The sequence below is a fragment of the Saccharothrix sp. S26 genome, assembly GCF_021390395.1.
GTDB lineage: Bacteria > Actinomycetota > Actinomycetes > Mycobacteriales > Pseudonocardiaceae > Actinosynnema.
Genome location: NZ_JAJUWT010000002.1, coordinates 337,466 through 357,273 on the forward strand (window position 1 = coordinate 337,466; position 19,808 = coordinate 357,273).

General features: G+C 69.8%; 17 protein-coding genes. 6 read left to right on the forward strand and 11 right to left on the reverse strand.

The features are described from left to right. Positions 1-71: 71 nt before the first annotated feature. The 6 genes from LZG04_RS04075 to LZG04_RS04100 all read right to left on the reverse strand — a co-directional run bounded on the left by LZG04_RS04075 (position 72) and on the right by LZG04_RS04100 (position 8,207). Entirely contained in the window at positions 72-677 is a 606-nt protein-coding gene (locus LZG04_RS04075; RefSeq protein ID WP_233813226.1) for a hypothetical protein, read from the reverse strand. Positions 678-690: 13 nt separating this feature from the next. Further along, positions 691-1,329 (reverse strand): very short patch repair endonuclease, encoded by a 639-nt coding sequence (locus tag LZG04_RS04080; RefSeq protein WP_233813229.1) that lies wholly within the window; start codon positions 1,327-1,329, stop codon positions 691-693. Between the two features lie 101 nt (positions 1,330-1,430). Next, a complete protein-coding gene (locus tag LZG04_RS04085) occupies positions 1,431-2,771 on the reverse strand; it encodes a DNA cytosine methyltransferase (RefSeq protein ID WP_267934854.1) in 1,341 nt (446 codons plus the stop codon). An 80-nt stretch (positions 2,772-2,851) separates the two neighbouring features. Beyond that, positions 2,852-5,707 carry a Z1 domain-containing protein gene (locus LZG04_RS04090; RefSeq protein ID WP_233813231.1) on the reverse strand — a complete coding sequence of 952 codons (2,856 nt, stop codon included), beginning with the start codon at positions 5,705-5,707 and terminating at the stop codon, positions 2,852-2,854. Then, a complete protein-coding gene (locus LZG04_RS04095; protein WP_233813233.1) occupies positions 5,704-6,705 on the reverse strand; it encodes a PD-(D/E)XK motif protein in 1,002 nt (333 codons plus the stop codon). The genes LZG04_RS04090 and LZG04_RS04095 overlap by 4 nt, the downstream gene beginning before the upstream one ends. Further along, positions 6,702-8,207 (reverse strand): ATP-binding protein, encoded by a 1,506-nt coding sequence (locus LZG04_RS04100; protein WP_233813235.1) that lies wholly within the window; start codon positions 8,205-8,207, stop codon positions 6,702-6,704. The genes LZG04_RS04095 and LZG04_RS04100 overlap by 4 nt, the downstream gene beginning before the upstream one ends. 618 nt (positions 8,208-8,825) lie before the next feature. On the opposite strand from LZG04_RS04100, the gene recQ reads away from it, so the two are divergent. From recQ to LZG04_RS04115, 3 genes are read left to right on the forward strand one after another with little or no spacing between them, the layout of a single operon-like run. Beyond that, on the forward strand, positions 8,826-10,628 hold the full coding sequence (gene recQ, locus LZG04_RS04105) for a DNA helicase RecQ (protein WP_233813238.1): 1,803 nt from the start codon (positions 8,826-8,828) through the stop codon (positions 10,626-10,628). Then, positions 10,625-11,422 (forward strand): pentapeptide repeat-containing protein, encoded by a 798-nt coding sequence (locus tag LZG04_RS04110; RefSeq protein ID WP_233813240.1) that lies wholly within the window; start codon positions 10,625-10,627, stop codon positions 11,420-11,422. The genes recQ and LZG04_RS04110 overlap by 4 nt, the downstream gene beginning before the upstream one ends. A gap of 60 nt (positions 11,423-11,482) precedes the next feature. Further along, positions 11,483-11,923 (forward strand): hypothetical protein, encoded by a 441-nt coding sequence (locus LZG04_RS04115; RefSeq protein ID WP_233813242.1) that lies wholly within the window; start codon positions 11,483-11,485, stop codon positions 11,921-11,923. On the opposite strand, the gene LZG04_RS04120 is transcribed toward LZG04_RS04115, so the two are convergent. Together LZG04_RS04120 and LZG04_RS04130 are read right to left on the reverse strand one after the other, a co-directional pair. Then, positions 11,892-13,892: an NACHT domain-containing NTPase gene (locus LZG04_RS04120; protein ID WP_267934860.1), complete on the reverse strand. Its 2,001-nt coding sequence runs from the start codon at positions 13,890-13,892 to the stop codon at positions 11,892-11,894. The genes LZG04_RS04115 and LZG04_RS04120 overlap by 32 nt on opposite strands. A gap of 91 nt (positions 13,893-13,983) precedes the next feature. Next, entirely contained in the window at positions 13,984-14,784 is an 801-nt protein-coding gene (locus LZG04_RS04130; protein ID WP_233813244.1) for an alpha/beta fold hydrolase, read from the reverse strand. Positions 14,785-14,875: 91 nt separating this feature from the next. On the opposite strand from LZG04_RS04130, the gene LZG04_RS04135 reads away from it, so the two are divergent. Together LZG04_RS04135 and LZG04_RS04140 are read left to right on the forward strand one after the other, a co-directional pair. After that, the gene (locus LZG04_RS04135) at positions 14,876-15,259 is read left to right on the forward strand and encodes a RidA family protein (RefSeq protein ID WP_233813246.1); all 384 of its coding nucleotides are present in this window, start codon (positions 14,876-14,878) and stop codon (positions 15,257-15,259) included. Positions 15,260-15,332: 73 nt separating this feature from the next. Then, entirely contained in the window at positions 15,333-16,517 is a 1,185-nt protein-coding gene (locus LZG04_RS04140; protein WP_233813248.1) for an MFS transporter, read from the forward strand. Here the strand turns inward: LZG04_RS04140 and LZG04_RS04145 are convergent, their stop codons facing one another. Continuing rightward, the gene (locus LZG04_RS04145; RefSeq protein ID WP_233813250.1) at positions 16,518-16,937 is read right to left on the reverse strand and encodes a CoA-binding protein; all 420 of its coding nucleotides are present in this window, start codon (positions 16,935-16,937) and stop codon (positions 16,518-16,520) included. A 90-nt stretch (positions 16,938-17,027) separates the two neighbouring features. Between LZG04_RS04145 and LZG04_RS04150 the strand changes: the two genes are divergently transcribed. Beyond that, positions 17,028-18,302, forward strand: a complete 1,275-nt coding sequence (locus LZG04_RS04150) for a PI-PLC domain-containing protein (protein ID WP_233813252.1) — start codon at positions 17,028-17,030, stop codon at positions 18,300-18,302. Here LZG04_RS04150 and LZG04_RS04155 read toward each other — a convergent pair. Both LZG04_RS04155 and LZG04_RS04160 read right to left on the reverse strand, forming a co-directional pair. Further along, complete coding sequence (locus tag LZG04_RS04155; RefSeq protein ID WP_233813254.1) at positions 18,299-19,123, reverse strand: serine protease; 825 nt, start codon at positions 19,121-19,123, stop codon at positions 18,299-18,301. The genes LZG04_RS04150 and LZG04_RS04155 overlap by 4 nt on opposite strands. Before the next feature lie 171 nt (positions 19,124-19,294). Then, entirely contained in the window at positions 19,295-19,804 is a 510-nt protein-coding gene (locus tag LZG04_RS04160) for a DinB family protein (RefSeq protein WP_233813256.1), read from the reverse strand. Positions 19,805-19,808 lie beyond the last annotated feature (4 nt).

Genomic DNA, 19,808 nt, shown 5'->3' on the forward strand with positions numbered 1-19,808 from the left:
TTCCAAGGTGAGTACGCCCGTCATCTGACGGCCGGCGAGAGGTGGAACGATTTCGAATCGGGCTGGAACGGTCAAGCCGGCGGCAGCGCTTCGAGGCGGCGACGCACGTAAGCGAGATCCAACGAGCAGTGCCTCGCGATCCGTTCGTGCTGTCGCTTCTGCCGCTCCTCGACTTCCCGGTCGTCGGTCACGTACACCACGATGAGGGGCTTGGACCGTGCGGTGACCGCGTTGTTGACCGCCGCCCACAGCAGATCCCTGAATGTGCGCGGTCGACCCCAACAGACGTAGCGTTCCCGCACCTGGTCTGTGATCAAGCAGTGCATCGGCTTCTCCTTGACCGAGCCGGGCTTGATCCGCCACTCGTCACCGACCAACTCGGCGATGAACTCGTCAGGAGGCGACAGTCTCTTCGTCGCGTACGGGGCGTAGGAGCCGATGTTCTCGAGGGCTCGGGCGTACTCCTTCAACGGGCCGTCCTTAAGCCAGACGCGCATGCCCTCCGCTGTGTAGTAGTCCGCCAACTCCCCACCGATCGCCTCGTCCTCGACCCACCGGGTGTAGTAGGCGGTCCGCTCGCGGGCGGGCACCCCTTCCCAGTCCAACGACCCCACTTGACGGTAGAGCTCGCGGATGACGGAGTCCCTGATTTCCTTCGGTACGGTGATGTCCGGCATGCATCCCCCTTCTTCAGCGCTGCGCTGTGGCACGACCCAGTGCCGTGACGACCTGATCCACGACGGCATCCGTATCCTCGTGCTCCCAGCACCGGATCACCGTCCACCCGTGCTCGATCAGGGCTTGGTTGGTCTCGGCGTCGCGTCGCTTGTTGTCGAGGATCTTCGTCCCCCAGAACTCGGAGTTCTTCTTCGCCGGACGGTGGTGTTCTGGACAGCCGTGCCAGAAGCAGCCGTCCACGAACACCGCCAGCCGCTCTTTGGTGAAGACGATATCGGCGGTCCTCCGCAGTTCCGGCAGCGGTCGTACCGATACCCGATATCTCAGGCCGTGGGCGTGGAGCGCGGCGCGCAGTCGAAGCTCGGGGGTGGTGTCCCGACCCCGATTACCCCTCATCGAGGCTCGCACCTCACGCGACGACGCCCACGACTCGTCCGGGAGCGCCTCGTCGCGCACCAGACCCAGCGCGCGAGCCCTCTCCCACCCTTCGGTGAGGTTCGCCGATCGCGTGCCGTGCTCGACCGCACCCAGTGATCTCGAGATCGCGCGGTCCTGGTCCCGCCACCGCAGGTACGCGCGGATGATCCCCGATCCCTCGGACATCCTCAGCACGACGGTGCCCTTAGCGGTTCGTCCGGAACCCAGGTCCACGACACGGCGATGGGCGCCACCGGCCGCCCTGTCCTGTTCGGCGTCGACCAGTGCTCTCGCCCGGTTGGCCTTGGGTTTCCAAGCTCTCGTGGACTGACGGCTCACGGTCGTTTCTCGGCGTCGTCGAGAACCGTCGAAACCGCCTTCGCGAACACCTCGCCCAACAGGACCGGGACGGCGTTGCCGAGTTGTTTCATCTGCTCGCCACGAGGACCGCACAGTTCCCAATCATCGGGGAAGGTCATCACCCGTGCGGTCTCGCGGACCGTCATGTACCGGTGGTGGTAGGGGTAGGCGCTCGGTTTGTTGACGGGAGGAGCGTCGGCATCGGTGCCGATCAAAGTGTCGGTCAGCATCACCGACTCGCCGCCCGGGACACCGTGGACACCCGCCTTGACCGTCTTCGCGGGACGATCCAAATAATTCGGCGTGTGGCCGGGGTAGATGCCCGCATCCGGCCAGCCGATGTGCTCCTTGGGCATGTCGTCGTACTGCCGTCGGTCCAGTCGGGTCCAGGGGACATCGGGGAGCGGTTCGGTATCCGAGTCACCGGCCAGGGCGTCCCTCAGGGTCCGCCAAGGCTTCATCCCGTCCGAAGCCTCCTCGAGCGGCAGGACGGCCTCCGACCTGCCCATGATGTATTCCCTGACATGTTCCGGTACATCGGTACGCCGGTCGATACCTTTGTGGCGTTCCCAATACTCGCCCGACTGCATCGAGCGGATAAGCGCTCTCTCGGAATGAGTCGGCTTGACGGCCTGTCGTAGCAACTCCGCGTCGATGTCCAGGTCGCCTCGGAAACCGACGATGATGATGCGGTTCCGAATCTGAGGCACACCGTAGTCGGCAGCATTCACGGGAAACGTGAAAACCTGGTACCGTTCGGTGGGTTTGACGTTCCCGCGCTGCTCTTTCAGCTTGAGGATAGCGTCGTGCTGGAGCCAGCTGGCCTCGGGGTCGCGCTCCTCGAACGGGAACTCCAACTCGCGGGTGATGTAGTCGAAGTAAGGCCTGAACGAGGGTCTGAGCAGACCGCGGACGTTTTCGCAGATGAACGCCTTGGGCTTGATCTCCCGGATGGCGCGGAACATCTCGGGGAACATGTTCCGCTTGTCCTCGTCGCCCTTCGCGACGCCCCCCAAGCTGAACGGCTGGCATGGAGGGCCGCCGGCGAGCAGGTCGACGGCACCTTCGAGGTAGCCCATCTTGAGGTCGCGAACATCACCGCGAACCAAGGGGATCCGTTCACCGGGTTCGGGGATGCGTTCTTCTTCGCCGCGCGGGGCAGCCACGTTGGCCTCGAGGGTGTCGCACGCGTACCTGACGAACTCGTTGAGCAGCAACGGCCGGAACCCCGAGCGGTGCACGGCCATCGCCAGGCCCCCGCCGCCCGCGAACAGCTCCACCGACGTGCGTCCCGGCAGATCCGGTTCAGCCGACATGCGCGGGAGCCTACCGCGCCGTCGGCCGTCGTCACCGCGAGGTATGCGGGTTGTCCGCCTTGCAGGACGAGAAGATTCGCTCACGCGTCGACGAGCGCGTAGTAAGGCTTGTCCGGAATGGCCACCTGGTACACCAAGGGTTTGCGATCGAGCGGGAGCGTGCCATCCGGCAGTTGCAGCCTGAATGCCATGACCACGCCGGTCGGGTGGCCATCAGTCGCGATGTCTAGCTTGAGCTTGTCCTTCTTCATCACCGGGTAGACGATCGCACAACCCGAGGTCGGAGTCCTGCCCGGGATGCTGGCGATCGCGACGCGGTGCGCTGTTTCAGAGTTGCCGCGGATGCTGTGGTCTCCAAGCGTGGTCCGGCCGTGGACGGTGAACTCGCCGATGCCTCGGAGATTGACCCGCTTGCCGGTCTTCTGCTGGGGGAACACGACGTCCCAGCGGTCGATCAGCTCCTTGGGCAGGCTCGCTATCCAGGCGAGGTCTGCGGCGAACGTCTCCGGCGTCGCCCACTTCAGATCGCGCAGGACGGACACCATGTCCTCGTGGGACACTTCACCGAGGAAGGCTTCGAAGGACCGGCGACCGTCCGTGAGGGAGGTGACCTGCCGCGCGGCCTCCAGCAGCGGCACGAAGGCGTCGATGTTGTGGTCGAGCGCTGCTTGATCGGTGAGCAACGGATAACCCGAGCTCGGCTCCTTGGTACGGGTTCGCCGCTCCACCAGTTTGGCGTTGTACATCTTGTTCGCGGCGGTCGGCCGAAGCCCGTGCCGGGCGACGAGCGGAGGGATGTCTTCGGGCGTGAACAGCGGGCGCCCGTCGACCATGACGGCGTACTGGCGCAGCTCCTCCCGGAAGTGTTCTTCATCGCGGCAGGCGGCTTCGAACGCGTCCCGGACGCCGGGGGTGATGAACAGGCGGACCAGGTCGCGGTACCCCTTGCGGAAGCCGAACCACCTCCCCATTTGCATCAGAGCTTCGGCGTGTCCGACCTTGCGGGAGTAGTAGGTGATGGTGAGACCTTCGACGGTGAAGCCGCGAGCGAGCTTGTTCCCGCCGACCAGCACTCGCCACACGGACCTCTTGTCGAAGTCCAAGTCCTCCTGCTCGATGTCCTTGTCGCTGTTCACCACCAGCACGGGGTTGCCGTTGGGCGCGATCCTGCGGGCAGCCTCCCCCAGGAACCGGGTCAGGTCGTCGAACTTCGATGGCATCGGGTGCTTCAGATCGAGCGCTTCCGCCACCGGTGCGAAGTCGTCTTCGAACAGCGTCCGGAGCCGGCTGTGGGCGCGTCCACTCAGGTAACCGGCAGTCCGCCACAGTTCCTGGATGGTCTCCGCGCGCGACCGCTGGCCTGCCTTTCGCATCGTTTCGTGCACCAGCATCGTGTGGTGCTTGAACGGACCGGAGCCCTCAGCTTCCCGGTACAGCTTGAGGGCGGCGGTGAGGACGAACGAGTCGAGCGCCACCTGGAGTTCGGCGTCGTCCTCGTCCTGGCGGTCGTCCAGCAGTCGGAGGTGCGCCATCTCCTTCGAGTTGCGGAAGGTCCGCTCGACATCGGGGTCGAGGTCGAGGTCGTGGAAGTCCTCCGCACCCATATAGCCGAGCGGCCGTTCCAGGGAGATGAGGTAGTCCTTGGGGAAGATGTCCTCCGCGTCCGTCGGGTCGACGAAGACGTTCGCGAACGGGGTGGCCGTGTAACCGATGTACTGGGCACGCGGGAGCAGTGCCAGCAGGTTGGACAGGTGCTCGTTGATCGCGGTCCGGTCCTTCTTGTCCTCGAGCCACTTCCGCGGATCGGTCGTGTTGACCGACGCCTGGTCGGACTCGTCGTCGATGATCAGCGCGGGGATGTTCTCCAGGCGGTCCGCGGTGTTTTTCAAGTCCTTGACGAGGTTGTTGAGGACACTGGCGTTCTTCTTGACGATGATCAAACGGGCGTCGCTGGTGAACAGGTTGTCGGGGTGCCACAACGGCTTCGTGCGATCCCGACGCTCGAACTCCAGCGCGGATCGTCCCTGTTGGAGGCGTCGGTAGTCGAATCTGCGGTTGGTCATCCGGTGGATGTCGGGCCTGCCGATCTGCGACGGCCACGCGCCGTGCCGGACGAAACGGTCGGCTACCCAGTCCTCGTCGTCCAGGTAGTCGATGAACTGGGCCGCGTCGGGGTCGCTCTCGTCGCTGCCGCGGAGGATGTTCTCCCGGCCGACCAACTCCATGTCCACCCGGCGCTGGGTTTGTTCGCGCAGGATGTTGGTGGTGCCTGTCATCACGATGACGAGGCGGTAGCCGGCGTCGATCGCTTTGGCGATCACACCGGTGAAGTTGGCGGTCTTGCCGCTCTGCACGTACCCGACCACGAGCCCTTTTGTCTGCCCCGCCTTAGCTCGGGACGGGTCGATCAGGCGCTCGACGACCCGCGTGGTCGCTGTGTCCAGGTTGACGATCGCGTCGGCATCCCAACGGCGCTGTTTGTGCAGGTAGTCGGCGTAATGTCCCCAGTAGAAGTCGCGCGCCTTCTTGACTTCGTCGGTGTACCACGGCTCCCACGGGCCTGCGATGACCGTGGTGCCGTCGCCCTTGGCGAGGGGGAAGTGGCGAGCGATCTCGGCAGCGGTCTCCGAGTCGAGCCCCAGCGCCTCGATCACCCGTGACCGGCGCTCCTCCGTGTTCGGCTCGGTGCCGGTGGTCCAAGAGTTGCCCTCGACTGGGGCGTTGTCCCACTTGGCGAGGTTCATGTGCAGATCGAGCCGGAGCTTGTCGTTGGGATCGGCCACTGCGAGGTGCTCCCTCAGCCGTCCTTCCGACACGTCGAGGCCGGGATCGAGGTCTTCGGCTTCCAACGCGGCGCGCTTGACCAGGGCTCGTGGGGTGTCGCCCTCCATGGCGCGCAGCGCGCTGGTGTAGGCCCGGACGAATGGGGTGATCATGTCCATCCTTGGAAGTCGCAGGCCGAGCGGATGATGCCCGGCGTCTTGTCCTCGTCCGCGAAGCCATCGAGATCGATCCGGTAGCGGATCGTCGGTATGCGGTCGATGACGACACCCCGGTCTCGCAGGTCGTCCGGAGTGAGGCGCGGGAAGGGGCCGGTCACGTGGTAACCGCGGCTCGCGGATCGCCGGGCCCAGCGCGTGGTCAGCCGTTCCCGATAATCGTCCCGCCAGCCGGAACGGGCGAGTGCGTCCTCGAAGTCGCCCTGGTGTCGACCGGGGCCGAGTTGTGCGGAAACGGCGTCGACGAGGCCGGGGAGGCTCGACCCTGTTCCCACGCCCGCCGAGGTGAGCTGGTGCGAAACCAGCCAGAGCGGACGCCCTTCCTTGGGCACCAGTTGGGTCAACGACTCGATCCAGTGCGTCCTCGACTCGGAGGTCGTCGTCTTGACCTCCACGTCGAGTTCGGGCAGTCCGAAGTCGTGCTCCTCCGCCAAGCTCCCACGCCATGCCTCGACCACCTTCACGGCACCCAGCCGCTCGATCAGACCGCCGAGAACGAGCAATTCCCCGAACAAGCCGATCTCACGTTCCCGGGTCAAGGCTTCGGGCGTCCGCAACAACGAGGACATGCGGTCCAAGGTCGCGTGCAGTGCCCGAGCGGGCGACAGGCCGCCGAGCTGGACCCGGTCCGCTACCGAGCAGAGGATCGGGTAGGCGTCGTGGAAGAGGTCCCGAGCGGTGACGACCACCTCGAAGAATTGCTTCCCGTCACGCAGGGCGATTCGCGCGAGGATGTTGCGCAACTTGGTGTCGGGTGCGTCCGCTTTGCCCGAGACCGCGACCCTCAGACCGAGCTCCGGCACCCGGGGCTCGATGAAGATGAACGTGTCCGGTGCCCCGGCGACCGCGAGCGTGACAGGAACCCCGCTGTCGAGCATGCGGTCGAAGTTCTCGGCAGAGACGTGGCGCTCGTCGATCCTCGGGTCTGCGTTCATTGGCGTTCAGCCCGTGCCGCAGCCGTCAGGATCGTCTGCCACAGCGCGATGTTGTCCTTGTCCTTCGGTCCTAGGTGACTGCCCTCGAACACGTTCGAGACCAGAAGGTAGAGCAACGACTTCACCAGCGGGAGGTCATTCAGGCCGCCGTGCTTGCCGCCCAGCAGCATCCTGCGGTAGCGCTTGTTCAGCCATAGGGTGCGCCTGTCGCGGTCGACGTGGAACAGTAGGTCGTCCGTGAACGTGTCCCAGCGTATGTCGATGGGTTCCTCGCCGGATTTCTCCGGGATCTCGCGCTTGATCGTATCGCGCACGCGGGGCGGCAGGCCCGCGCCCGGGTACACCATGGGCGTCCGCTTGGTCGAGCGCTTCCTCGACTCGGTGTACACCGCCTCGGCCAGGTCGAAGTACTTGTCGAGGCTCATACCGTCGGCTGATCTGGCGGAGGCCGCCAACCGGGCGAACTCCGGTCCGACGTTCACCCGCGACTTTTCCGGATTCATGCGGAACAGGCCGATGATGTCGTTGTCGATGTCCACCTCGACCCGAGCGAGCCGGAGCTTCGGATTGGGCGCGTGCACACCCTCCCAGCCGCCGGCTTGCAGGAGGCGGTCCCGCCGGTAGAAGTAAAGCCCTTGGTGGCTGACCGGGTTCCCGGTCAGCTGGAACGAAGGATTCCCCGACTGACCGGGCCATAGGTGACAGCGGAAGGCCAATTTCAGGTCACCTTCCTCGGCCGTCAAGGTCTGAGGGAAGTCGGGTCGACCGGATCGCGCGTAACCGAACGGGTTCAGCGGCGTGACAGGGATCGGTGGTCCCACGAACCCGGTGTCGACCTCGTGCACGTCGAAGTCGACGCTCAACCGGTCTTGTTCGAGGAATCGGTGGAAGACCATGCCGATGTGCTGACACGCGTTGGTGATCATGTGGTCGATGAACTCGTCGGTCCGACGCGGGTCGTCGGTGACGGGGAACGCGACCACGTCGTCCCAGCGGATCACCGTCCCGCTGCCACGCAGTTCGACGCCCCAGTCCCGATCCAGTTCCGACTCGGCGAATCGACGGGGAACCACGTCGCAGGCGAAGCTGCGGCCGCCGTCGGCCGCCAAGCGCCAACGCCGTCCGACCGCTTCGTGGCCCGCGCTCCGCGACATCACCGTCAGGATCCTGGCCTGGCTGAACGACGCGGCTTTGAGGCCCAACCCGAAGTGGCCGAGGTCGCCGTCGCCGTACTCACGTCGGCCGCCCACGGTCATCGCGGAGTCGATCGCGTCGGGCGACATGCCGTTTCCGTCATCGACCACGTAGAGCGAGGTCAGGCGCTCGCCGACCTTGACGATTCGCACGAGGACATGTGTCGCGCCCGCGTCGATCGAGTTGTCGACCAGGTCGGCGAGAGCCGTCGGCAGCGAGTGGTTGCGACCGATGGCGTCCATCGCCCGAGGGTCGGGTGGTAGCTCGATGCTTCCCTCGGTCGGTACGGTCAGGCTCCACTCGGTCACAGGCTCCACCCCTACTCCTGTCAGGTGCACCGGCTCGCTGGTGCGACAAGCCGCGCTGTACCCGATATAGCCGACGGTGGCCTTTTCGTTAGCCGAAGTTACCAAGATGATGTCGCCAACTCGAGTATCGGGCTGAGCCTCAGTCCATTATAATGCCCCGCCCAGTTCGTTGATGAGCAGCGAGTCGTCTGTTCGGTCTGGAGTTGACCTCGGCGATGCTCGTGTCGACCCAGGTCGGTAAGGGTCCGTTGATCCGACTCCTCGCTGATGGCAAGGGTTCGTCTCGGAGTCTGCGGCGAGACGAATTCACATCGCGGTCCGTCCTCTCGCACGACCCGGCGTCCGGTCGGCTCCTCGCGGCGGCACCGGTGCGACTTTCGCTCCGAGTTCTTGCCGGAGTCGACGTGCTGCGGCAATGGGTCACCGACCGGGTCGCGGCGGGCGAGTGTGGCGATGAGGACGTCGGACAGCAGGCTCCGATCAGGCCCGATGGTGCGCACGGCGGCCAGGGGTCGGACTCCCAGGCCGAGGTCGGCGGGGTACTTCCGGTGGCATCGGCGCAACGTGTTCAAGGGTCGGACCGGAGGGAGTGTCGGAGGGGTCCGTTAGGATCGCGCGATGGCTTCGCAAGAGGTGCTGCGAAGGATTTTCGGGTACGAGTCCTTCCGCGGGGACCAGCAGGAGATCGTCGACCACGTCGTCTCGGGCGGGGACGCGTTGGTGCTCATGCCCACCGGGGGCGGGAAGTCGTTGTGCTACCAGATCCCCTCCCTGGTGCGTGAGGGGACCGGTGTCGTCGTCTCGCCGTTGATCGCGTTGATGCAGGACCAGGTGGACGCGCTGCGCGACCTCGGGGTGCGGGCCGGGTTCCTCAACTCGACGCAGTTCCCCGACGAGCGGGCGCTGGTGGAGGCCGAGTTCCTGGCCGGCGAGCTGGACCTGCTCTACCTCGCCCCGGAGCGCCTGCGCACCGAGCAGACCACCCGGCTGCTGGAACGCGGCAGGATCGCCCTGTTCGCCATCGACGAGGCGCACTGCGTCTCCCAGTGGGGCCACGACTTCCGGCCCGAGTACCTGGCGCTGTCGCACCTGCACGAGCGGTGGCCGCAGGTGCCGCGCATCGCGCTCACCGCGACCGCCACGCCGGCCACGCACGCCGAGATCGCCGAACGCCTCAACCTCGGTGACGCCAAGCACTTCGTGTCCAGCTTCGACCGCCCGAACATCCAGTACCGGATCGTGCCCAAGAACGAGCCGAAGAAGCAGTTGCTGGAGCTGCTGCGCACCGAGCACGCGGGCGACGCGGGCATCGTCTACTGCCTGTCGCGCAACTCGGTGGAGAAGACCGCGGAGTTCCTGACCCAGAACGGCATCCCGGCCCTGCCCTACCACGCGGGCCTGGACGCGGGCACCCGCGCGCGCAACCAGTCGCGGTTCCTGCGCGAGGACGGCCTGGTGATGGTCGCCACCATCGCGTTCGGCATGGGCATCGACAAGCCGGACGTGAGGTTCGTCGCCCACCTCGACCTGCCGAAGTCCGTGGAGGGCTACTACCAGGAGACGGGCCGCGCGGGCCGCGACGGGCTGCCGTCCACCGCCTGGCTCGCCTACGGCCTGCAGGACGTCGTGCAGCAGCGCAAGATGATCGACGACTCCGAGGGCGACCAGCAGCACCGCCGCAAGCTCATGGCCCACCTGGACGCGATGCTCGCCCTGTGCGAGACCGTCGAGTGCCGCCGCGTGCGACTGCTCGACTACTTCGGCCAGTCCTCTACGCCGTGCGGCAACTGCGACACGTGCCTGGCCCCGCCCGAGACGTGGGACGGCACCGTGCCCGCGCAGAAGGTGCTGTCCACGATCGTGCGGTTGCGCAAGGAGCGAGGGCAGAAGTTCGGCGCGGGCCAGACGATCGACATCCTGCTCGGCCGCAAGACCGCCAGGGTCATCCAGCACGACCACGACCAGCTGAAGGTCTTCGGCATCGGCACGGAGCTGAACGAGAGCGGCTGGCGCGGCGTGGTCCGCCAACTCCTGGCGCAGGGCCTCCTCTCGATCGAGGGGGAGTACTCCATGCTCGTCACCAACCCCGCGAGCGACGAGGTGCTCTACCAGGGCCGCAAGGTGCTGATGCGGCGCGAGCCGGAGCGCGCGGCCAAGGTCAAGACCGCCAAGGCGGCCAAGAGCGCGCCGGTGGACCTGCCCGCCGAGGCCGCACCGGTGTTCGAGAAGCTGCGCACGTGGCGCACGGCGCAGGCGCGCGAGCAGGGCGTCCCGCCGTACATCATCTTCAACGACGCCACGCTGCGGCAGATCGCCGCCACCACACCGTCGACGTTGGACGAGCTGAGCGCGATCAGCGGCGTCGGCGAGAACAAGCTCGCCAAGTACGGTCAGCAGATCCTGGACACGTTGAGCGCATGAACGACCTCCGCGCCGACTGCACGCGCTGCTTCGCCCTGTGCTGCGTGGTGCCCGCGTTCGCCAAGTCGGTCGACTTCGCGATCGACAAACCCGCCCGCACGCCGTGCCCGAACCTGCGGGACGACTTCCGCTGCGGCATCCACACGAAGCTGAGGGACACCGGCTTCACCGGCTGCACGGTGTACGACTGCTTCGGCGCGGGCCAGCAGGTGGCGCAGGTGACGTTCGGCGGGACGAGCTGGCGCGACGACCCGGCGTCCGCCCAGGCGATGTTCGACGTGTTCCCGGTCATGCGGCAGTTGCACGAGCTGCTCTGGTACCTCACCGAGGCGCTGGGGCTGGAACCGGCCCGCGCCCTGCACCCCGCCGTCCGCGAGCTGAAGAAGACGATCGAGGACCTCACCACCGGCACCCCCGAACAGCTGCGGACGCTGGACGTCGGCCCGCACTGGGAGCGCGCCAACGCCCTGCTGCTGCGCGCCAGCGAGCTGACCCGGGGCAAGGGCAAGAACCGCCGGGGCGCGGACCTGATCGGCAAGGACCTCAAGGGCGCGAACCTGCGGGCGTCCAACCTGCGCGGCGCCTACCTCATCGGCGCGAAGCTGGTGAACGCGGACCTGCGGCTGGTCGACTTCATCGGCGCGGACCTGCGCGGGGCCGACCTGTCGGGTGCGAACCTGACCGGCGGCTTCTTCCTCACCCAGGCCCAGGTGGACGCGGCGAGGGGTGACGAGGCCACGAAGCTGCCCGGGTCGGTGACCCGCCCGGCGCACTGGGTACGTCGTCGGGCGTAGGCGCGGGAGCCGCTGCCGGGCCGACGCGGTGACGGGGTGGGCGAAGCCACGCTGTGCGCCATGAGACCGAAAGCGCGCAAGACGTGGCTGCTGCTGCACGTCATCTCGTCGGTGGGCTGGCTGGGCGTCACGGTGGGGATGCTCGTGCTGGCTCTGGCGGCGTTCGACGCGCCGCAGCTCTACCAGGCGATGGAACTGCTCGGCGACCTCGTGGTGCTGCCGCTGGCGCTGGGCGCGCTCGGCACCGGCGTGGTGCTGTCGCTGCGCACGAAGTGGGGCCTGGTGAAGCACAAGTGGGTGCTGGTGAAGTTCGTGCTGACCGTCGTCGCCGTGGTCGCCACGACGTTCGCGCTGCGCTCGGGCCTGCACGAGGCGGCGGACGGCGTCGTGGGCACGGCGGGCGGTGACGTGCTGGCGGCCTCGTGCGTGTCGTTGGCGCTCTACACCTTCAACACCGTGCTGTCGGTGTTCAAGCCGTGGGGCCGGACCCGCTGGGCCTGAGCTCGCCGCGTCGGCGCTCGACGGTCGCGGCCAGCTCCGCCGCGTCGCACCCGGCGAGGTGGTCGCGGACCAGGTCGTGCGGGAACCGGTGCTCGTCGACCAGCAGCACGCGGTCCCGCGCGGACGCCAGGACCGCCTTGCGGCGCAACGGGAGCTCGTCCAGCGCGAGCGGCCGGGCGAGCAGTTCGGCGACCGGGTGCCACGGCCGGTCGACGATCGGCGTGACGGCGAGGCCGACCAGCAGACCGGTCACCGCGCCCCACTCCGCCGGCCGCACGCCCGCACCGGCCAGCGCCGCCAGCCCCACGCCGACCGCGCCCGCCGCCGGCAGCCAGCGCAGCCCGGTGACCGGCCCGACCCGCACCCCGCGCCACACCTCGCGCAGACCGCCGATGAACGCGCCCACCACCGCGCCGGACCCGAGCCCGACGCCCAACCCGGACAGCAGCTCCGGCGACGGCCCGGTCACCACCATCACCCCGGCGGGCACGAGCGCGCACACCACCGCCCAGTACCGGTCACGCGTGACGCCGTACCCGACGAGCAACGCGACCACGACGACCACCCCGTACCCGACCGCCGCCGGTGACCGCGCGACCTGCGCGCCCAGCAGCGCGCCCAGTGCCGCCACCCCGCCGGTCACGACCGCGCCGGCCGCGAAACCCGTTGCCGCCCACAGGTTTCCCCGGCTCGGATCGCCACGGGTCACCCGGAACGAGCTGCGCGGCACCAGAACCGCCGCCACCGCGACGACCCCGGCCGCCACCAGCCCCAGCCGCACGCCCGCCACGAAGCACGACGCCGTCGCCGCACCCGCCAACGCGCCCGGTGCGGTCCGCCGGAACAGCCGCCACACCACCTCCGGCCCGACGAAGTCCAGCCACACGTGCCGCGCCGGCAGCCGCGACCGGGCCAGCAGGTCGTGCTTGCGCCGCGCGATGCGGGCCAGGAACCGCAGCGCGCGCACCGTCCGCTCCGGACGTACCGCGCCCCGGGCCGCCGACTCCACCAGGTAGGTGTCCAGCACGCCCCGGTACTCCGCGCGCCCGGCCCGGTACGCCAACGCCAGCAGGCCGAACGCGAGCGGCGTGCGCAGCTCGTCCCACAGGTCCGGGTTCTTCTCCAGCTCGTCGTGCAGCCCGTCCAACCGCGGCGCGCACGCGGCGATCAGCTCCTGCACCACGGTGCGCGACAACGGTTCCACCCGCACGACGGTGCGGCGGGGCAGGTGCTCGTGCTCGTCGCTCGCGGTGCACAGCACGACCTGCGGCACGTTCAGCGCGGTGATCCAGGCCAGGCACTCGACCCGGTCGGCGGGCGCCAGCTCGTCCAACCCGTCGAACAGCAGCACGAGGTTGCGCTCGCGCAGCCACGCCCGGCCGACGCGCGGCGCGATCCGGTACCGCCGCGCCAGCACGTCCAGCAGCCACACGCCGAAGTCGTCGTCACGCCGCCACCCGGCGAGGTCCACCACCACCGGGATCGGCCGGACGGGGTCGAGCGCGGCCCGCGCCAGCAGCGCCTCGGCCAGCTCCAGCAGCGACGTCGTCTTGCCCGCGCCCGGCTCGCCGAGGACGACCAGCGGGTGGCGCAGGCGGGCCGGCAGGCGCGGCCCGACCCGGGGCACGACACCGAGCTTGAGCCGCAGTTGCTCGGCCAACGACCCGTCCACCCGCGCCCGCACGAACCGCTCGACCCGGTCCAGCGCGGCCCGCCGGTTGGCCGGGTGCGCGGGACGCCGGCGCAGCAGCAGCGCGCGGAGCCGGTCCCACGCGGCGAGGCACGCGGTGAGCGCGGACAGCGCGACCAGCGCCGGCCACAGCCACCGGGCGTGCGGTCCGAGCACCGGCAGCGCCGAACCGCCGGTGGCGGCGTTAATCGCGACGGGGACGAGCACCAGGCAGGTCACGCCGCCGACCACGGCCAGGGCGACCAGGCGGGTGGTGCGGCCGAGCCGTCGCGCGTCCATGTGCCCTCCCACCAAGGTCGCGATCGACCGTAACGGCGTTCGCGGCGCGGGGGTAGGCGGGTTAACGTGGTCGACCGGTCACGGTCGGTGCTCAGCCCTTGAGGAAGTCCACCAGCAGCCGGTTGACCGCGGCGGGCTGTTCGAGGAAGCCGAAGTGGCCCGCGTCGGCCACCTCCTCGTACCGCGCGCCGGGGATGGCGTCGGCCACCTCGCGCGCCAGGTGCGGTGGCAGCACGCGGTCGTCGGCGAACCCGACCACCAGGCACGGCACGGTGATGGCGCGGTAGGCGTCGAGCCGGTTGTCGAACTCGTTCATCTCCATCTGCGCCCGCACGCCCTTGCTCACCGCGGACCCGGTGAACTCGAAGACGTCCAGCCAGTCCCGCACGCCCACGGGGTCGCGCAGCGTCGCGGGGGACAGGTTCAGCACCGCGTTCATCGCCGCGAAGTACTGCGAAGGCAGGGTGATCCCCTGGTCGTGCAGCGCGCGCTCACCCCGTGACAACGCCGTCTGCACGGGGTCGTTGCGGCCCGCGGTCGCGAGCATCACGGCCTTCGACACGAGGTCCGGCCGGGCCAGCGCCAGCTCCTGCGTCACCCGCGCGCCCATGGACGTGCCGACGACGTGCGCCCGCCCGCCGAGCGAGGAGATCAACGCCGCCACGTCGCCGACCAGGTCGTCGATGACCATCCCGGACGCGCACTCGTCGGTCGGCGGGATGCCCCGGTTGTCCACGGTCGCCACCCGGAACCCGGCTCCGCGCAGCGCGGGCACCTGGTGCGCGTGCCACACCCGCCCCGGGCTGCCGGTGCCCATCACCATCACGACGAGGTCGCCCTCGCCCTCCACGTGGTAGCTGAGGTTGATCCCGTTGAGCGCGACGACCGGCATGGGCGGCAGGGTACTGACCGGCTCCGCGCGCCCGCCATCACCGAGCGGAAACCGCTGCGGGATCGGGGTGCGCGCGGCCTAGGGTGAGGCCATGAGGCGAGTGATCCTGTCCGGTTCCACGTTCGAGGAGCAGGTCGGCTACGCGCGGGCCGTGGTCGACGGCGACTGGGTGCACGTCTCCGGCACCACCGGCTTCGACTACGCGACCATGACCATTCCCGACGACGTGGTGGCGCAGGCCGAGCAGTGTTTGGTCAACATCGGCGCGGCGCTGGCCGAGGCGGACAGCGGGTTCACCGACGTGGTGCGCGTGACCTACTACCTGCCCGACGCGAAGGACTTCGAGCCGTGCTGGCCGGTGCTGCGCGCGGCGTTCGGCGAGGTGCGCCCGGCCGCGACGATGCTGGAGTGCGGCCTGGCCGACCCGAGGATGCGCATCGAGATCGAGGTGACGGCCCACCGCCGGGCCCGCTAGCGGCGGGTGTGCGCCGGGTCACGCCGATCGCCGGTTGAATGTGCCACCGGTGTCAGGTTCGACCATGCGGGGCATGCGCATCACCGCACCTCGCACCGACACCGCGCCGAGCGCGGACAAGCTGCCCCTGCGACCGCTGCTCGCGTTGGCCACGGCCGCGTTCACCACCGTCCTCACCGAGGCCCTGCCCGCCGGCGTGCTGCGCGGCATGAGCGCGGGCCTGGGCGTGAGCGAGTCCACGACCGGCCAACTCGTCACCGTCTACGCGCTCGGCACGGTCACGGCGGCGATCCCGCTGTCCGCCGTGACGTCCACCTGGCCGCGCAAGCGCTTGCTGCTGACCGGGGTGGCCGGGTTCGCCCTGGCCAACACCGTCACCGCCGTGTCCGCGCACTTCCCGCTCACGCTCGTGGCCCGGTTCGTCGCCGGCGTGGCCGCGGGGGTGGTGTGGGCGCTGCTGGCCGGGTACGCCCGCCGGGTCGCGCCCGACCACCTGCGCGGCAAGGCCACCGCGCTGGTCATGGCCGGCATCCCGGTCGCGCTGTCGCTCGGCGTGCCCGCGGGCACGTTCCTCGGCGGCGCGCTGGGCTGGCGCGCGTCGTTCTGGGCGATGACGGCGCTGGCGGTCGTGCTGCTCGCCTGGACCGCGGCGGTCGTGCCGGACCGGCCCGGTCAGCCGCGCGGCGGTCGCATCCCGGTCCGGCGGACGCTCGCGCTGCCCGGTGTGGCGTCGGTGATGGTCGTGACGCTGGTGTTCGTGCTCGCGCACACGATCCTCTACACCTACATCGCGGCCTACCTGGCGCGGCTGGGCCTGGCCGACCGGGTCGACGCGGTGCTGCTCGTGTTCGGCGTGGCGTCGGTGGCGGGCATCTGGGTCGTCGGCGCGCACATCGACCGCCGCCTGCGCGTGCTCATGATCGCCGCCGCCGTGCTGTTCGCGGTCGCGGTGACCGCGTTGGCCCTCACGCCCCTGGTCCACGTGGCCGTGGCGCTGTGGGGCCTGGCGTTCGGCGGCGTGCCGACCCTGCTGACCACGGCGGCCGGTGACGCGGGCGGCGAGGCCGCGGACAACGCGCAGGCCCTGCTGGTCACGTTGTGGAACGCGGCCATGGCGGGCGGGGGTGTCGCGGGCGGCCTGCTGCTCGACCGGCTCGGCGCGGGTTCGTTGCCGTGGAGCGCGCTGGCGCTCCTCGTGCCCGCACTGGTCGTGGTCGTGGCCGCCCGCGCGCACGGTTTCCCGGCGGCCCGGCGCTGATCAGCGCGGCCCGTGCGCGGACCACTCGATGGCGGGGCAGCGGTCCATGACCACGTCCAGCCCCGCCGCCGTGGCCCGCTCGTAGGCGGCCTCGTCGATCACGTCGAGCTGGAACCACACCGCCTTCGCGCCGATCTCCACGGCCTCGTCGGCGAACCGGCCCGCCGCCTCGGACCGGCGGAACACGTCGACCACGTCGACCGGGAACGGGATGTCGGCCAGCGACGCGTAGCCCTGCTCGCCGTGCACGGTGGGCGCGTCGGGGTGCACGGGCACGATGCGCTTGCCGCGCTGCTGGAGGAACTTCGCCACGCCGTAGGCGGCGCGCTGCGGGTGGTCGGCCAGCCCCACCACGGCCCAGGTCGCGCCCTCGGCGAGGATGCGGCGGATCTTGTCGGGGTCACCCCACGGTTCGGTCATGGCACCAGCGTAGGACGGGCTGACGTGAAGGGATTTCGCGTTTACCCTGTGGACTGCCCGCCGCCGCGGAGCCTTCGAGAGGACATCTTGATGCGCGCCACCCGACCGGCCCTGATCGCCGCGCTCGTCGCGGCCCTGACGACACCGCTCACCGCCCAGGCCGCGCCCGCCGACGGCCTCTACTACGTGCAGAGCGCCACCACCGGCCTCAACGCCGGCGTCTCGGGCACCTCCGTGCTCCAGCGCAGGCCCAAGGGCGACGAGGACCACCAGCAGTGGACCCTGTCCGGCCGCACGCTGCGCGAGGGCGCGCAGTGCCTGGGCCGCAGCGGCGACCAGGCGGTGATGGTGGCGTGCGGCAGCGCCGACGCCCAGTGGGACGTGCTGCCCGACGGCGACCGCCACCGGCTCAAGGTCCCCGGCTCGGACCGCTACCTGATCGCCTCCGGCACGGACCAGGTGCGCATCGGCACGGGGGCCGACCTGTGGTACCTCACCCCGGTGTCACCGCGCCGCACGCCCGTCCCGCCGGAGGGGCAGCGGCGGCTGGACCAGGTCACCTTCCTCACCGCCCACAATGCCTACGCCAACGGCGTGGACGGCGGCTTCGCCCCGCCGCTGGTCAACCTCGCGCCCAACCAGGCCCGCGGCATCGAGCAGCAGCTCCGCGACGGCGTGCGCGGTTTCCAGCTGGACGTGCACCAGACGCCGGACGGCGCGATCCTGTGCCACAACAGCTGCACGTGGGTCAGCCGCCCGGTCGCGCTGTGGGTGGACGTGCAGCGGATCGTGGACTTCCTGGGCCGCAACCCGGGCGAGTTCGTCACGATCTTCCTGGAGGACTACGCGCCCGCCGAGCTGCTGCGCGCCGAGCTGGGCCGCGTCACCGGCCTGGAGGACGTCCTGTTCCGCCCGGACCGGGCCGGCGTGCGGACCCACGGCTGGCCGACGCTGGACGCCCTGCGCGCCGCGAACGACCGCCTGCTGATCTTCACCGACCACGGCCGGTCGGGCGACGCGGTGCCGCGCGACAGCTTCGGCGTGATGTACCAGCCGGAGTGGACGGTGGAGAACCACTGGTCCATGGGCCCCGGCCTGGGCGCGTCCGACTGGTCCTGCCACAGCCGCTGGAGCACGCCGCTGACCCGCACCGAGCCGGGCTTCCGGCCGCTGTTCGTGATGAACCACTTCCGCGACGTCCCGGTCACCGCCACCGCGACCACCGACAACGGCAAGCTCGCCGACCGGGCCCGCCGGTTCTGCGAGCCCGCCGCCCGCAAGACCCCGACCTACCTGGCCGTGGACCACTACCACCTGGGCGACCCGATGGCCGCGGTGGCGGCGCTGTCGACCGAGCGGTTCTAGCTCCCGGCCGGACGCGGCAGCCCGCAGCCGGGCGCGGTCAGGTCCACCCGGCCGCGCCCGGTCAGGCACGCCACCGCCAGGTGGGTCTGCTGGCCGTACCCGATGCCCCGGCGCACGGTCACGTTGCCCTGCTCGTCGACCTCGCACGGGTTGTTGTCCGTGCACCGCTCGCCGTCCTCGTTGCCGGTGTTGTTGATCGCGACCACCTTGCCGGTGGTCGCGTCCACGACGGGCGAGCCGGACGTGCCGCCCTTGGTGCGGCACGCCTCGGTGTAGCGCATCGAGCCCTTCCAGGTCCACCGGCCCTCGCGCAGCTCGTGCACGTAACCGTCGACCTCGCACTGGTAGATGTGCCGCCAGTAGCCCGACACCACCCGGATCCCGATGCCGTCGCCGGGGCGTTCCGGCGACAGCTCCAACGCCCGGCCGCCCATCGCCTCCACCTCGCCGTAGGTGGTGCCGAGCCGGTACAGCGCGAGGTCGGTGCGCGACATCGTGGCGTAGACCAGCGCCGACGCGCGCAGGGTGCCGAGGTTGCCCGCGCCGTCCGCCGCGATCAGCGTGAACTTGCGGTCCGACGGCACGTCCACCATGACCTCATCGGGCTCCATGAACCGCACGCAGTGCCCGTTGGTCATCACCAGCGCCGGGTCGGAGAGCTGGTAGGACGGCGGCCGGACCACCGCGCCCGAGCAGCCGCTCAACGACACGGTCCCGGTGAAGTCGACCTCGGTGCGCGGGGGAGCCGACGGGGCGGCGGAGGCGGGCACGGCGGACACGGACAGCACGAGCGCGGCGAGCACCGCTACCAGGTGGCGCATGGACGCTGATCCAAACAGCCGCGACCGACCGCCGCACGCCCGTTCACCCACAAGCGTCATGCCCCGCCCGACGGGCCCTCGGGACGACACCCGACCACGCGCCGCGAGGGGCCCCAGGCAGATCCGCTCGCCGTCAACGGTCGCCCGGTCGGGTTCACCAGGCGGGGCCGGTCATTCGCCCTTCTCGCCGTCCGCCAGCTCGCGCAGGAAGTCCAGGTGGCCGACGTGCCGCCCGGTCTCCTGCACCAGGTGGGCCAGCACCCAGCGGACCGTGCGGCCCTTGCCGTCGTGGTCGCCGCGGGTCTTGTCATCCGGGCCCAGGCCCTCGAGCGCCGCCGCCGAGCGCGCCCACTCGGCGCGGTACTCGGCGATGACCGACTCGACCGTGTCGCCCTCGTGCAGCCGCCACGACGCGTCCGCGTCCTCGCCCCACAGCGACGGCAGGTCCACGCCGCCCGCCTCGATCGACAGCCACCAGCGCTCGACCGCCGTGAGGTGGCGCAGCACGCCCAGCGCGCTCACCACCGGCGAGGTCGGGATCGGCGTCGCCGAGGCGTCCTCCCAGCTCAGTCCCTCCACCTTGGACACGGCGGTCAGGCGCAGGAACGTCAGGAACTCGGTCAGCAGCCGCAGCTCGTCGTGCGCGGCGGGCGTGGGCCACACGCGTTCATTCGAACTCATGTTC

Bases quoted from the DNA above. Each gene is read 5' to 3' on its own strand.
- LZG04_RS04155 (WP_233813254.1), bottom strand. From the start codon at position 19,123: ATGCGCCACCTGGTAGCGGTGCTCGCCGCGCTCGTGCTGTCCGTGTCC.
- LZG04_RS04145 (WP_233813250.1), bottom strand. From the start codon at position 16,937: ATGACCGAACCGTGGGGTGACCCCGACAAGATCCGCCGCATCCTCGCC.
- LZG04_RS04110 (WP_233813240.1), top strand. From the start codon at position 10,625: ATGAACGACCTCCGCGCCGACTGCACGCGCTGCTTCGCCCTGTGCTGC.
- recQ (WP_233813238.1), top strand. From the start codon at position 8,826: ATGGCTTCGCAAGAGGTGCTGCGAAGGATTTTCGGGTACGAGTCCTTC.
- LZG04_RS04120 (WP_267934860.1), bottom strand. From the start codon at position 13,892: ATGGACGCGCGACGGCTCGGCCGCACCACCCGCCTGGTCGCCCTGGCC.
- LZG04_RS04085 (WP_267934854.1), bottom strand. From the start codon at position 2,771: ATGTCGGCTGAACCGGATCTGCCGGGACGCACGTCGGTGGAGCTGTTC.
- LZG04_RS04150 (WP_233813252.1), top strand. From the start codon at position 17,028: ATGCGCGCCACCCGACCGGCCCTGATCGCCGCGCTCGTCGCGGCCCTG.
- LZG04_RS04115 (WP_233813242.1), top strand. From the start codon at position 11,483: ATGAGACCGAAAGCGCGCAAGACGTGGCTGCTGCTGCACGTCATCTCG.
- LZG04_RS04090 (WP_233813231.1), bottom strand. From the start codon at position 5,707: ATGATCACCCCATTCGTCCGGGCCTACACCAGCGCGCTGCGCGCCATG.
- LZG04_RS04130 (WP_233813244.1), bottom strand. From the start codon at position 14,784: ATGCCGGTCGTCGCGCTCAACGGGATCAACCTCAGCTACCACGTGGAG.
- LZG04_RS04160 (WP_233813256.1), bottom strand. From the start codon at position 19,804: ATGAGTTCGAATGAACGCGTGTGGCCCACGCCCGCCGCGCACGACGAG.
- LZG04_RS04135 (WP_233813246.1), top strand. From the start codon at position 14,876: ATGAGGCGAGTGATCCTGTCCGGTTCCACGTTCGAGGAGCAGGTCGGC.
- LZG04_RS04075 (WP_233813226.1), bottom strand. From the start codon at position 677: ATGCCGGACATCACCGTACCGAAGGAAATCAGGGACTCCGTCATCCGC.
- LZG04_RS04095 (WP_233813233.1), bottom strand. From the start codon at position 6,705: ATGAACGCAGACCCGAGGATCGACGAGCGCCACGTCTCTGCCGAGAAC.
- LZG04_RS04140 (WP_233813248.1), top strand. From the start codon at position 15,333: ATGCGCATCACCGCACCTCGCACCGACACCGCGCCGAGCGCGGACAAG.